Consider the following 12,620-nt stretch of genomic DNA (forward strand, 5'->3'; position numbering starts at 1 on the left):
GCGCGATTAATCCCAGCTCAATACCACTTTGCCGGATCGCCCCGAACGCATCTCATCAAAGCCCTGTTGGAACGCATCAATGTGATAACGATGGGTAATGATTGGCGTTAGATCGAGGCCAGACTGTACCAGTGCGGCCATTTTGTACCAGGTTTCAAACATCTCACGGCCGTAAATGCCTTTGATGAATAACCCCTTAAAGATCACCTGATTCCAGTCAATGGACATTTCGCCCGGTGGAATTCCCAGCAGCGCGATGCGGCCGCCGTGGTTCATGACGTCCAGCAAGGTACGAAACGCGGGTGGCGCACCGGACATTTCCAGTCCAACATCAAAGCCTTCGGTCATGCCAAGTTCGGTCATCACGTCACGCAGATTCTCCTGCGCCACATTAACCGCACGCGTTACGCCCATTTTACGCGCCAGCTCGAGGCGATATTCATTGATATCGGTGATCACCACATGGCGTGCGCCGACGTGTTTACACACCGCCGCCGCCATAATACCAATCGGGCCGGCACCAGAAATCAGTACATCTTCACCGACTAAATCAAACGACAGCGCGGTGTGAACCGCATTGCCAAAGGGATCGAAAATGGCCGCCAGCTCATCAGAGATATTGTCGGGAATCTTGAAAGCATTAAAAGCCGGGATCACCAGATATTCGGCGAAGCAGCCCTGACGATTGACGCCGACACCGACCGTATTGCGGCATAAATGGGTGCGTCCCGCACGGCAGTTACGGCAATGACCGCAGGTGATGTGGCCTTCACCGGATACGCGATCGCCAATGGCAAAACCTTTCACTTCCTGCCCCATGCCCACCACTTCACCCACATATTCGTGTCCGGTGATCATCGGTACCGGAATGGTTTTGCGTGACCAGTCGTCCCAGTTATAGATGTGCACGTCGGTGCCGCAGATGGCGGTTTTGCGGATCTTAATCAGCAGGTCATTGTGGCCCGGCTCCGGAATCGGAGCGTCGTTGACCATCCAGATGCCTTCTTCAGCTTTTAATTTGGCGAGTGCTTTCATGTACCTGCTCCTTAAGCGATAACGCCCAGCTGCTGACCAATGCGCGTAAAGGCGGCAACCGCGTGTTCCAGCTGTGCCTGTGTATGTCCGGCCGAAATTTGTGTACGGATACGCGCCTGGCCTTGCGGCACCACTGGATAGAAGAAACCGGTGACGTAAATGCCTTCCTGCTGTAACAGGCTGGCGAATTGCTGCGCCACTTTGGCATCGCCCAGCATCACGGGAATGATGGCGTGGTCGGCTCCAGCCAGTGTGAAACCAGCGGCGGTCATTTGTTCGCGGAAGAAGCGCGCGTTTTCCCAGAGTCGCTGGCGTAAACCATCGCCTTCGCTCAGTAACTCCAGCACGCGCAGCGAGGCAGCCACAATCGCCGGCGCCAGTGAGTTGGAGAACAGGTAAGGGCGCGAGCGCTGGCGCAGCCATTCCACAACCTCTTTCTTCGCTGCCACATAACCACCGGATGCGCCGCCCAGCGCTTTGCCCAGCGTGCCGGTCAGGATGTCGACGCGGTCCATCACGCCGCAATATTCGTGCGTGCCGCGCCCGGCCGAGCCGACAAAGCCCACTGCATGCGAATCATCAACCATCACCAGTGCATCGAACTCATCCGCCAGATCGCAAATCCCCTGCAGATTGGCAATCACGCCATCCATAGAAAACACGCCGTCGGTGGCGATTAGGATATGACGAGCGCCTTTGTCGCGTGCTTCCTGCAAGCGTGCGCGCAGTTCGCGCATGTCATTGTTGGCATAACGATAGCGCTGCGCTTTGCACAGACGCACGCCATCAATGATCGATGCATGATTGAGTGCATCCGAAATAATCGCGTCTTCCGCGCTGAGAAGCGTTTCAAACAGGCCGCCGTTGGCATCAAAGCAGGAGGAAAACAGAATGGCGTCTTCCATACCAAGGAATTCGGCTAACTTGTGCTCGAGCTGCTGGTGGATGTCTTGCGTGCCGCAGATAAAGCGCACTGAGGCCATGCCGAAGCCGTGTGAATCCATGCCGTCTTTCGCCGCCTGGATTAATGCCGGATGATTAGCTAAACCCAAATAGTTATTGGCGCAAAAGTTGATGACGGGCGGGCTATTAGCGACGTTGATTTCCGCCTGCTGCGCCGACGTGATGGTGCGTTCTTGTTTGAACAATCCGTCGTGACGTGTTGTCTCAAGCTGTTGACGAATTTGCGAATAAAACTGACTGGACATGATTCTGCTCCTCAGATAGCAAAATTTTGGCACATATTACTGATCGAAAAGCGAATAGACGATATTTCAGCCATCAATATCTCGGTTTTGCAGCATAGTTCACGCTGCGGACAGGATTTGTGCAGCGCTTCCGGAGTCATCTGGCTGCCTGCGTCTGGCTGAAATGTTATGATGTTAGGCATTCGTGGGTGAAACCTCCTGTTGCACCCCAACTCTTTAAAGGCAAAGCATATGATTATCGTAACCGGTGGCGCTGGCATGATTGGCAGCAACATTGTTAAAGCGCTGAACGACCGCGGTCTTACCGACATTTTGGTGGTGGATAATCTGAAGGATGGCACCAAGTTCGTGAATCTGGCCGATCTCGATATCGCCGATTACATGGATAAAGAGGAGTTCCTCAGCTACATCATGTCTGGCGAAGATCTGGGTCCAATCGAAGCGGTATTCCATGAAGGTGCTTGCTCGGCAACGACCGAATGGGATGGCAAGTACATGATGGATAACAACTATCAGTACTCAAAAGATCTGCTGCATTTCTGTCTGGAGCGTGAAATCCCGTTCCTGTACGCCTCTTCTGCCGCGACGTACGGTGGCCGCAATGAGAACTTCATCGAAGAGCGCCAGTACGAGCAGCCGCTGAACGTCTACGGCTACTCAAAAATGCTGTTCGATCACTATGTGCGCCAGATTCTGCCAGAAGCCGAATCACCGGTATGCGGATTCCGTTACTTCAACGTCTATGGTCCGCGTGAAGGTCATAAAGGTGGCATGGCCAGCGTGGCGTTCCACCTCAATACGCAGATCGGCAATGATGAAAATCCGAAGTTGTTCGAAGGCAGCGATGGCTTCCGCCGCGACTTTATCCATGTCGATGACGTGGTTGCCGTAAATCTGTGGTGCTGGGAAAACGGCGTATCCGGTATTTATAACTGCGGTACCGGCCGTGCCGAGTCTTTCCAGGAAGTGGCGGATGCGGTGCTGAACTTCCATCAGAAAGGCCAGATTGAGTACATTCCATTCCCGGATAAGCTGAAAGGTCGCTATCAGGCGTTTACTCAAGCCGATCTCACTAATCTGCGTGCAGCCGGTTACGACAAGCCATTTAAAACCGTCGCGCAAGGCGTGGGCGAATACATGGCCTGGCTAAACCGTAGCGCATAAGGAAAGCGGCTCCAGCGATGAAAATTCTGGTTATTGGCCCATCATGGGTCGGCGATATGATGATGTCGCAAAGTCTCTATCGCACGCTCAAGGCTGAGCATCCTGAGGCGGTGATCGATGTGATGGCGCCGGCCTGGTGCCGCCCGTTACTGTCGCGCATGCCGGAAGTGAACCAGGCGCTGGCGATGCCGCTCGGGCATGGCGCATTAGCGCTGGGTGAGCGGCGCCGTTTGGGGAAAACCCTGCAGGCGAGCGGCTATGACCGCGCCTATGTGTTGCCGAACTCCTTCAAATCAGCGCTGGTGCCGTTTTTTGCCGGAATCAAACGTCGCACCGGTTGGCGCGGCGAGATGCGTTATGGCGTATTGAATGACGTACGCGTGCTGGATAAAGCGGCGTTTCCGTTGATGGTGGAGCGCTATGTTGCGCTCGGCTACGACAAACCGCTCGCTTCAGCCCAGCAACTGCCGCAGCCGTTGCTATGGCCGCAACTGCGTGTTGATGACGATGAGAAACGCATGACGGCGGCGCAGTTTGCCCTGTCAGCCGATCGTCCGGTCATCGGTTTTTGCCCGGGCGCCGAGTTCGGACCGGCAAAACGCTGGCCGCATTACCATTACGCCGCGCTGGCAGAACAGTTGATTGGCGAAGGTTATCAGGTGGTGCTGTTCGGTTCGGCGAAAGATCGTGAAACCGGCGATACCATTATTCAAACGCTGTCGGAAGCGGCACGTGTACATTGCCGCAATCTGGCTGGCGATACGCAACTGGAGCAAGCGGTGATTCTGCTGGCGAACTGCGCCGCCGTAGTCAGTAACGATTCGGGTTTAATGCACATTGCAGCTGCGCTGAATCGTCCGCTAGTGGCGCTGTATGGCCCAAGCAGCCCGGATTTCACTCCGCCGTTGTCCCAGCATGCTCGCATTATTCGTTTGATCACCGGCTATCACAAAGTCCGCAAAGGCGATGCCGAGCAGGGTTATCACCAAAGCCTGATTGATATTCAGCCGGCGCGTGTTCATCAGGAATTGAGCGCGTTGCTGTATCCGGTGCAGGAGTAGAAATGCACGTTTTGATTGTTAAAACCTCCTCGATGGGAGACGTGCTGCATACGTTACCGGCGCTCACTGATGCGATGCAGGCCATTCCAGGCATTCGGTTCGATTGGGTCGTTGAAGAGAATTTCGCCCAAATCCCGAGCTGGCATCCCGCTGTGGATAAAGTGTTGCCTGTGGCGATTCGCCGCTGGCGCAAGCATTGGTTTGGCAGCCAGCAGCGTGAAGAGCGCGTGCGCTTCAAGCGGGAACTGCAATCACGTGAATATGATGTGGTGCTTGATGCGCAGGGCTTGATCAAAAGCGCCGCGCTGGTCACACGTCTGGCAAAAGGTGAGAAACACGGCCAGGACAGCCGCAGTGCACGCGAGCCTTTTGCTAGCTGGTGGTACGACAAGCGTCATGAAATCGACAAGCAACAGCATGCCGTAGAACGCACGCGTGAGCTGTTTGCTAAGAGCCTCGGCTATGCAAAGCCCGCTACCCAGGGTGACTACGCCATTGCCGATCATTTCCTGTCAACGCTGCCGCATGATGCGCAGCCCTATCTGGTGTTTCTGCACGCGACCACGCGCGACAACAAACATTGGCCTGAATCACACTGGCGCGAGTTGATCGAACTAGTGCAGCCAACGGGCCTGCGCATAAAGTTGCCGTGGGGCGCAGAGCACGAGCATCAGCGCGCGCAGCGCCTGGCGGAAGGCTTTGAACATGTTGAGGTGCTGCCGAAATTAAGCCTTGAGCAGGTAGCGCAGCAATTAGCAGGCGCGCGTGCGGTGGTTTCGGTGGATACCGGTTTAAGTCATCTGACCGCAGCACTGGACCGCCCAAATATCACGTTATTTGGGCCGACCGATCCGGGATTGATTGGCGGATATGGTAAGAACCAGCATGAACTTAAAGCGCAGGATAACAATCTGGCCTCGATTGCTGCGCAGGATGTTTTTATTCAGCTTGAAACCTTATTACATTCCCCACAAGATGCCGGACAAATCAGCCGTGGATAAGAAGAAAAAATTCGCCAAACTGCGTGCGCTTAACCGTCAGCGTAATTATTTGATGAAAGCGTTGCGCTTGCATATTGCACGGCTGATATTGGATCATCGCTCAAAGCGACAGTTTGCGATTTCAGAGCGTAAATCCGTACTTTTCTTACGCGATGACGATAAAATTGGCGATATGGTGGTTTCAACCTCACTATTCCGTGAGTTTAAGCGTGCAGGATATGTCGTTGACGTATTGGCAGGAAAAAATAATGCCAAAATCATCGAATTTAATCCCTATGTGAATAAGTATTATGTGGTGGGGAAGGATAACAAACATAAGCTGGAGCAAGCTAAGGCTCTGGCGAAAAATAACTATGATGTTGTTATCGATATGGGGGATAAAATTTCCCCGTTCCACTTGCTGTTACTTAAAACGTTGAATGCCAGTAATGTGGTTGGATTTAATAAAAAAGGCTTTAATATCTATAATAAGTCATTAGATTATCTCGGATATTCCAGCCACGTAACTGAGCGTTATCAGTTGCTAATGGAAAGTTTTGATTTTATCGCCTTTAGTACCGATTATGACATTCATGTGCCTGACGCGGTACGCAGTGAGATTCATGAATTTATGTCGGGCATATCAGCGCCATATAAGATTGTTATCAATCCCTATGCTGCCGATCCGCGCCGGGATATGTCGCTGTCACAGCTGAATGCACTGATTGAAAGAGTTAAACAAGAATGGCAGCAGGTAGAGGTTATTGTGGTTGGCGATCCGGCCAGGATTAAGCAGTTGACGCATTTGGATGCGATCATCAATCCTTATCCCACTTTGACCGGCGCATGTGAAATCGTTCGCTTAGCAGACATGGTGATCTCTCCTGACACCGCAATTGTCCACATTGCCGCCGCATGGAAAAAACCGTTGGTCAGCCTTTATGGTAATGATCTCCACGGTGAATTCGTGAATAGTAAGGTTTGGGGACCAGGATACGATACCGCTCGCCAACTCTATACCAGGGATAAACATCATCCAGTTTCAAGCATCGAAGTAGATGATATTATCTGCGCCATGAAAGATCTGAGGATTCTAGGCGAACGATGATAAGAGAATCAGTTGATTAATATCGGAAAGCAGAGTTTCCGATATTAAACCTTATTATTCGAGTAATAAATATTAATGCTTAGTTTGGGCTTTTAAAGCCAGCCTATGTGATAGTTTTTCAATTACCATACTGGGTTCAATAACATCCATGATATGTGCGCTATTCTGGCGATCCTTGTCCGGAAGAATATGGATGATATCGTGCAGTTCGGGATTCTGCAGAGGGCCGGTTGCAAAGGGATTTGCGGTAGTAAACAAGCCAACCGTAGGGGTTTTAATCGCAACCGCAATATGCAAAGGACCCGTGTCGCCAGTTAATAGCACATCCAGATTATTCAGCAGGTCTGTTAGTTCAGGCAGGCTGGTATTCCCGACACGATTACTCACTCGAGAATGAAAAGATTCCGGCAAATGCTGGAGAAATGTTTCAGCACGGTGTTTATCATCTGGACCACCGATAAGCGTAATTTTTAAGCCTGTATGCGTTATGAATAATGAACTGGCTACTGATGCAAAGTGTTGCGGTGCCCAGCAACGTTCTGCTGTTGATGCTCCCAGTTGAAATCCAACAAGCGGTGAGCTGTTAACCTTTTTCTCAGCGATCGGAAAGGGCATCTTCATTTCAATATTTGAGCTGTCGCATCCTAAGGCCTCTACTAATGAGAGTTTACGCTCAATGATGTGACCGCGAAAATCAATCTGATATCTTGATAACCATTTGTCACGATAAGCGAAATGGTCAACATAGTTATCTTTAATAATACATTTCGAGCCCGCGAATAGTGCCGCGATATAGTCGTAAGGTTCGTGTGAGTGTAAAAGCAGCGTTAAATCAGGTTTTGGAAACTTGCCTAAATTTTTAAGCATGTCAGGCAAAGTGATGGCTTTATTATTCCAGAAAACTAAATTATCCCAGTCTTCGCCATCTTTTAAAAAATCAGCAAACTTCTGATGGGCGACAAGGGTAATGATCGCTGTGGGATAGCGCTGTCTCACTGCTCTTATTGCGGGGGAGTTAAAGAGAAAATCACCTAATGCGGTAGTAGAGAAAATAACAACATGACGGGCATCGATATTCGCCAGGTCGGGTGGTGTTTGCAGTGGATTGCCTTTCACCAGCATGTACAACCTGATCGCTTTATCAAGTGCCTTTATTTTCCACAATTTACGCATTATTAGAATTCATTCCATCATCATTAAAATTAACCAACTGAAACCTGTATGACCTGCGCCCAATTTATTAGTTTCATTTTTCACTGAGCAGAGCGGTACTTTGGCCCAGTTTGACGTCACCGGGCCTCGGCGAAAATCTTAAAAAAGCTGGCTCAATTGATGCGCAACATAACTGTTTACGATGCTCTCTTCCAGTACCTGCCATACCCGGCTCTGTGGCACCGGCGGCAACGGCTTGCCAGCCTTACACACGCCCGGCGCGCGGAAACGTGAATCTGGTAGTGGTAGGGTTTTAGCGGGCGACGAGGTTGAGCCGTGATGCAGCGGCTCATTCAGCAGCTGACTTGGGCGCACCAGCGTAATATCGGCGGGTAAGGACGGCAACATCTGCTGCAGTACGCGCACCGTTGTAGGATGCGGATGACCAATGGCGATGGCATAACCATCGCGCTGTGCCAGCTTCACTGCGCGGGTGAATTGCGTGCGGATGGCGGCTTCGTTCTGGCTATCATCGAGGAATACTCGACGTTTCAGCACTTTAACGTTTGTGCCTTGCGCTGCCGGTATCGACTGGCTGTTACCAATCGTCATGCTATCGAGAAAGTAATAGTTGTAGTGATTGAGCACCTGCATCACTTTCTGCATCCCGGGCAGGCTGGAGGTCATTTTACTGCCCATGTGATTATTCAGCCCAACCGCGTAGGGCACTTTGCCACTGGCTTCACGAATGATGCGCTCGATCTCGGCGCTGCTCATCTCCGGCGTCAGCGTGTCCTTCTCCAGCGGCTGTTTACTGAGTGGAGCCATTGGCAGATGGATCAGCACTTCGCGGCCGCCCTGATGCGCCTTTGTGGCCATCGCGCGCGCATGTGGCGCATTGGGCAATACCGCAACAGAAATTGCCGTGGGCATCTGCAGCACTTTATTCTCTTCAACCGGCCGGTAACCAAAGTCATCGATCACGATGGAGAGTTTGCCCGCATGGGCGGAAAGTGTCATAAACAGGCCGCACAGGGCGGCCGAGAGCTTAAAGGGTTGAAACAAAACTTATCTTCCTAACCACGGTAGTGGATTGACGGCCTGTCCTTGACGTCGGATTTCAAAGTAGAGCGAAGGCGTGCCGCGGCCGCCGCTGGTGCCCACAAGGGCGATAGGCTGTCCTGCCTTCACCTGAGCACCTACGCTCACCAGTGCACTTTGGTTGTAACCATAAAGGCTCATGTCGCCTTTACCGTGTTCCAGTACTACAACCAGACCGTAGCCTTGCAGCCAGTCGGCCATTAATACCCGTCCATCAGCGATGGCTTTCACTTCGGTGCCTTCTGGCGCATCAACCACCAGACCTTTCCAGCGCAGTTCGCCCTGCATCGATTCACCGAAGCGATGTTCAATACGTCCACGTACCGGCCAAACCGCTTGCCCGCCGGGTTTGCCTAATCCACCGGTACGCGCCATCAGCTCGCGTTCACTCTGCGTTGGCTGATAACTGGATCCTTTGGCTTTCGCCTGCGCCTGACGCTGGCGCACCTTCTCGGCCTCGCGCGCTTCGCGTTCGGCACGTTCACGCGCTTCACGTTCAGCCTTGGCGATTTTGCTTTGCAGACGGCTTTCGTTCTCGCGCATCTCAACCAAATCGGCCTGATCTTTTTCCAGCGAGCTTTCCAGCACGCTGAGCGTCTTCTTACGCGCTGCGCTGGCCACTTGCAGTTTGTCTTGTTGCGTTTGCTGCTGAGCTAACAAGGATTTTTGTTGGTCTTGCTTACCTTGTAATGCCTGACGCTGTTCGGCTAATTGCTGCTGAGTTTGCTTGAGATCGTCGATGTTTTTCTGACGTGCGGCGTTGAGATAGCCGAAATAGGCAAGAATACGCTCACTGCGTTGAGCTTCTTCACCACCAAGCAGTAACTGCAAACCGTTGTGTTGTCCCTGACGGAAGGCGGCATCAAGCTGCTGCGCCAGCAGTTTTTCCTGCTGTGCTTGCTGCTTTTCCAGACGAGAAATTGATGACGTAATCTGGGTAATTTCCCCATCAAGCGTGCTCAGGCTATTGCGTGTTTCACGCAGTTGACGGCTAGCTTGCGCGATCACCTTTTCCTGACTTTGCAGCTGGTCCAACAGTTTACTGCGCTGAAGCTTTTGCGCTTTAACGCTTTTCTCTTTCTCGGCAATGTCCTGTTGAATGGACTTCAACTGCGTTTTGCTGTCATCCGCACTGCGAGCAGCAGCAGGTATTAACAGTGTGCCCGCCAGAAGCAGACTCAGGGAGATTTCGGACCAGCGGAATGACAACGGATGCGCAGTGCCGTTGTGACGGGTCCTTGTGTGTGTAACGGTCGCTTTTCCCTTCATAGTCGATAATTATTCCACGATGAACAGCCGCTTACCAGTTAGCCCGGCCGGGTTTTACTTTGCTAAAAATGTCTGTACCGAGCTTACCGGCATAAACTTTGTCTTAATTTTGGGATTAGAACACTTTTTTTGGAAAATGACGCACAAATCGTAACTCTGTCCCCTTAGCGACTGTACATGCGAAGTGGCGCAGGTATACTCAGAACCCTTGTTTTAGCTTATCAGCCCGGTTTGGAGTCGTTACCCCTCATGCAAGAAATTATGCAGTTTGCAAGCAATCACCCCATCCTCAGTCTGGCATGGGTTGCTTTACTCGTTCTCGTGATTGTGACCACCGTTAAAGGTATGTTCTCTAAGGTAAAAACCATCAGTCGTGGTGAAGCAACCCACCTGATTAATAAAGAGGACGCGGTGGTGGTAGACGTTCGTTCACGTGACGACTACCGCAAAGGACACATTTCTGGGGCTATCAACGTAGCGGCAGCAGACATCAAAAAAGAGAGTTTTGGCGAGCTGGAAAAGCACAAGTCACAACCCATAATTGTAGTTTGCGCTACCGGTCAAAGTGCGGGTGAATCTGCGGCTAAATTAAGCGCTGCAGGTTTCGAGAAAGTCTCCGTATTGAAGGATGGCGTGAGCGGCTGGAGTGGTGAAAATCTGCCACTGGTGCGCGGTAAATAACTTCTCAGAGGTAACCGTATGGCGAATGTTGAGATCTACACCAAAGTCACTTGTCCTTATTGCCACCGTGCAAAGGCGCTGTTGGATCAGAAAGGCGTGTCGTTCCAGGAGATTCCCATTGACGGGAACGCGGCGAAACGTGAAGAGATGATTCAACGCAGCGGCCGAACCACGGTGCCGCAGATTTTTATTGATGCGCAGCACATTGGCGGCTGTGACGATCTTTACGCGCTGGATGGGCGTCAGGGACTTGATCCTTTACTCCAGGCATAACTTTTCGGTCAGACAATTTTAACTCACAGGATTTAGTCACATGTCAGAACAAAGCAACAGCGAAATGCAGTTCCAGATTCAACGTGTATATACCAAAGATGTCTCTTACGAAGCGCCAAACGCGCCACAGGTTTTCCAGAAAGAGTGGGAACCAGAAGTTAAGCTGGATCTGGATACCGCCTCTTCTCAGTTGGCTGACGGCGTTTTTGAAGTTGTTCTGCGTGTCACCGTAACGGCAACCGTTGGCGAAGAAACCGCATTCTTGTGCGAAGTTCAGCAGGCCGGTATTTTCACTATCAGCGGTATTGAAGGTACGCAGATGGCGCATTGCCTCGGTGCTTACTGCCCGAACATTCTGTTCCCGTACGCACGTGAATGCGTAACCAGTCTCGTGTCTCGTGGGACTTTCCCGCAGCTCAACCTGGCGCCAGTTAACTTTGATGCGCTGTTCATGAATTATCTGCAGCAGCAAGGTGAAGGCGAAGCGCCACATCAGGATGCCTGATGACTACACTCAACGCTTCAATTAGCGTGATCGGTGCCGGCTCGTACGGCACCGCATTGGCCATCACGCTGGCCCGCAATGGCCATCCAGTTCTGCTTTGGGGCCACAACCCGCAAAGCGTGGCGCAGTTGCAAGCAGACCGCTGCAATGCCGCTTTCCTGCCCGATGTTCCTTTCCCTGATAATCTCGTTCCTGAAGCCGATCTGGCGAAAGTGGTTAATGCCAGCCGCGATCTGTTGGTTGTGGTGCCAAGTCATGTCTTTGGTGATGTATTAACGCAGCTAAAGCCGCATTTGCGTGCCGATTCGCGGATTGTCTGGGCAACCAAAGGTCTGGAGAAAGAGACCGGTCGTTTGCTGCAGGATGTGGCGCGTGAAATCCTCGGGGATGCGATTCCGTTAGCGGTGATTTCCGGGCCAACCTTTGCCAAAGAGTTGGCGGCAGGCATGCCAACTGCTATTGCGCTGGCATCAACCGACGCGCAGTTCGCTGAAGATTTGCAGCAAAAGCTGCATTGCGGCAAAAGTTTCCGCGTTTACAACAATCAGGATTTCATCGGCGTGCAGTTAGGCGGCGCGGTGAAGAATGTGATTGCGATTGGTGCCGGAATTTCTGACGGAATTGGCTTTGGTGCCAATGCGCGAACCGCACTGATTACACGTGGCCTGACGGAAATGAGCCGGCTTGGCGCAGCGCTTGGTGCCGATGCCACCACCTTTATGGGCATGGCAGGCTTGGGCGATCTGGTGCTGACGTGTACCGATAACCAGTCACGTAACCGTCGTTTCGGCATGATGCTGGGGCAAGGTGAAGGCGTGGAGGATGCGCAACGCATTATCGGACAAGTTGTAGAGGGCTATAGAAATACCAAAGAAGTCAAAGCATTAGCGGCTCGTGTTGGCGTTGAAATGCCGATTACTGAACAGATTTATCAGGTGCTCTATTGCGGAAAATCTGCGCGAGAGGCAGCATTGACTTTACTTGGCCGTGCAAGGAAGGACGAAAACAGCCAAAGCTGAAGCAGGATGCGCCAGCGTCACCACCTGTAGCGCCCTATCAGGCGCTTTTTTTATCGGGAGCAAA

The 12,620-nt window shown here is 51.9% G+C and carries 13 protein-coding genes; 8 read left to right on the plus strand and 5 right to left on the minus strand.

The window, feature by feature from the left end; all coding sequences use genetic code 11:
• Window positions 1-6 precede the first annotated feature (6 nt).
• Window positions 7-1,035, minus strand: coding sequence for an L-threonine 3-dehydrogenase (tdh, locus tag WFL93_RS21065; RefSeq protein WP_049851578.1), 1,029 nt, complete (start codon window positions 1,033-1,035; stop codon window positions 7-9).
• A gap of 11 nt (window positions 1,036-1,046) precedes the next feature.
• Entirely contained in the window at window positions 1,047-2,243 is a 1,197-nt protein-coding gene (locus WFL93_RS21070) for a glycine C-acetyltransferase (RefSeq protein ID WP_336778977.1), read from the minus strand.
• 231 nt (window positions 2,244-2,474) lie between these two features.
• Here WFL93_RS21070 and rfaD point away from each other — a divergent pair, with 231 nt between their 5' ends.
• The 4 genes from rfaD to WFL93_RS21090 are packed head-to-tail and all read left to right on the plus strand — an operon-like array spanning window position 2,475 to window position 6,556.
• The gene (gene rfaD, locus WFL93_RS21075; RefSeq protein ID WP_049851580.1) at window positions 2,475-3,407 is read left to right on the plus strand and encodes an ADP-glyceromanno-heptose 6-epimerase; all 933 of its coding nucleotides are present in this window, start codon (window positions 2,475-2,477) and stop codon (window positions 3,405-3,407) included.
• A 17-nt stretch (window positions 3,408-3,424) separates the two neighbouring features.
• A complete protein-coding gene (gene rfaF / locus WFL93_RS21080) occupies window positions 3,425-4,468 on the plus strand; it encodes an ADP-heptose--LPS heptosyltransferase RfaF (protein WP_049851581.1) in 1,044 nt (347 codons plus the stop codon).
• 2 nt (window positions 4,469-4,470) lie between these two features.
• On the plus strand, window positions 4,471-5,469 hold the full coding sequence (rfaC, locus tag WFL93_RS21085) for a lipopolysaccharide heptosyltransferase RfaC (RefSeq protein WP_336778978.1): 999 nt from the start codon (window positions 4,471-4,473) through the stop codon (window positions 5,467-5,469).
• Complete coding sequence (locus tag WFL93_RS21090) at window positions 5,462-6,556, plus strand: glycosyltransferase family 9 protein (protein WP_152929123.1); 1,095 nt, start codon at window positions 5,462-5,464, stop codon at window positions 6,554-6,556. Before rfaC ends, WFL93_RS21090 begins: the two co-directional genes overlap by 8 nt.
• 72 nt (window positions 6,557-6,628) lie before the next feature.
• Here WFL93_RS21090 and WFL93_RS21095 read toward each other — a convergent pair whose 3' ends face one another.
• The 3 genes from WFL93_RS21095 to envC all read right to left on the minus strand — a co-directional run bounded on the left by WFL93_RS21095 (window position 6,629) and on the right by envC (window position 10,078).
• Window positions 6,629-7,729, minus strand: a complete 1,101-nt coding sequence (locus tag WFL93_RS21095) for a glycosyltransferase family 9 protein (protein ID WP_336778979.1) — start codon at window positions 7,727-7,729, stop codon at window positions 6,629-6,631.
• A 138-nt stretch (window positions 7,730-7,867) separates the two neighbouring features.
• Window positions 7,868-8,773: a divergent polysaccharide deacetylase family protein gene (locus WFL93_RS21100; RefSeq protein ID WP_442955901.1), complete on the minus strand. Its 906-nt coding sequence runs from the start codon at window positions 8,771-8,773 to the stop codon at window positions 7,868-7,870.
• Between the two features lie 3 nt (window positions 8,774-8,776).
• Window positions 8,777-10,078 (minus strand): murein hydrolase activator EnvC, encoded by a 1,302-nt coding sequence (gene envC, locus WFL93_RS21105; RefSeq protein WP_180822704.1) that lies wholly within the window; start codon window positions 10,076-10,078, stop codon window positions 8,777-8,779.
• A 249-nt stretch (window positions 10,079-10,327) separates the two neighbouring features.
• On the opposite strand from envC, the gene WFL93_RS21110 reads away from it, so the two are divergent.
• Genes WFL93_RS21110 through gpsA form a run of 4 tightly spaced genes read left to right on the plus strand, consistent with a single transcriptional unit; the run spans window position 10,328 to window position 12,556 of the window.
• Window positions 10,328-10,759, plus strand: coding sequence for a rhodanese-like domain-containing protein (locus WFL93_RS21110; RefSeq protein ID WP_007885326.1), 432 nt, complete (start codon window positions 10,328-10,330; stop codon window positions 10,757-10,759).
• A gap of 18 nt (window positions 10,760-10,777) precedes the next feature.
• Window positions 10,778-11,032, plus strand: coding sequence for a glutaredoxin 3 (gene grxC / locus WFL93_RS21115; RefSeq protein ID WP_007885328.1), 255 nt, complete (start codon window positions 10,778-10,780; stop codon window positions 11,030-11,032).
• 40 nt (window positions 11,033-11,072) lie between these two features.
• Window positions 11,073-11,537: a protein-export chaperone SecB gene (gene secB, locus WFL93_RS21120; protein ID WP_007885330.1), complete on the plus strand. Its 465-nt coding sequence runs from the start codon at window positions 11,073-11,075 to the stop codon at window positions 11,535-11,537.
• Window positions 11,537-12,556: an NAD(P)H-dependent glycerol-3-phosphate dehydrogenase gene (gene gpsA / locus WFL93_RS21125; protein ID WP_007885332.1), complete on the plus strand. Its 1,020-nt coding sequence runs from the start codon at window positions 11,537-11,539 to the stop codon at window positions 12,554-12,556. The genes secB and gpsA overlap by 1 nt, the downstream gene beginning before the upstream one ends.
• Window positions 12,557-12,620 lie beyond the last annotated feature (64 nt).

This window comes from Pantoea sp. USHLN256, assembly GCF_037149875.1.
GTDB classification, from domain to species: domain Bacteria; phylum Pseudomonadota; class Gammaproteobacteria; order Enterobacterales; family Enterobacteriaceae; genus Pantoea; species Pantoea nemavictus.

Excerpts from the sequence above, each read along its gene's own strand:
- rfaD (WP_049851580.1), top strand. The coding sequence starts at position 2,475 with ATGATTATCGTAACCGGTGGCGCTGGCATGATTGGCAGCAACATTGTT.
- grxC (WP_007885328.1), top strand. The coding sequence starts at position 10,778 with ATGGCGAATGTTGAGATCTACACCAAAGTCACTTGTCCTTATTGCCAC.
- WFL93_RS21095 (WP_336778979.1), bottom strand. The coding sequence starts at position 7,729 with ATGCGTAAATTGTGGAAAATAAAGGCACTTGATAAAGCGATCAGGTTG.
- envC (WP_180822704.1), bottom strand. The coding sequence starts at position 10,078 with ATGAAGGGAAAAGCGACCGTTACACACACAAGGACCCGTCACAACGGC.
- rfaC (WP_336778978.1), top strand. The coding sequence starts at position 4,471 with ATGCACGTTTTGATTGTTAAAACCTCCTCGATGGGAGACGTGCTGCAT.
- tdh (WP_049851578.1), bottom strand. The coding sequence starts at position 1,035 with ATGAAAGCACTCGCCAAATTAAAAGCTGAAGAAGGCATCTGGATGGTC.
- secB (WP_007885330.1), top strand. The coding sequence starts at position 11,073 with ATGTCAGAACAAAGCAACAGCGAAATGCAGTTCCAGATTCAACGTGTA.
- WFL93_RS21110 (WP_007885326.1), top strand. The coding sequence starts at position 10,328 with ATGCAAGAAATTATGCAGTTTGCAAGCAATCACCCCATCCTCAGTCTG.
- gpsA (WP_007885332.1), top strand. The coding sequence starts at position 11,537 with ATGACTACACTCAACGCTTCAATTAGCGTGATCGGTGCCGGCTCGTAC.
- rfaF (WP_049851581.1), top strand. The coding sequence starts at position 3,425 with ATGAAAATTCTGGTTATTGGCCCATCATGGGTCGGCGATATGATGATG.
- WFL93_RS21070 (WP_336778977.1), bottom strand. The coding sequence starts at position 2,243 with ATGTCCAGTCAGTTTTATTCGCAAATTCGTCAACAGCTTGAGACAACA.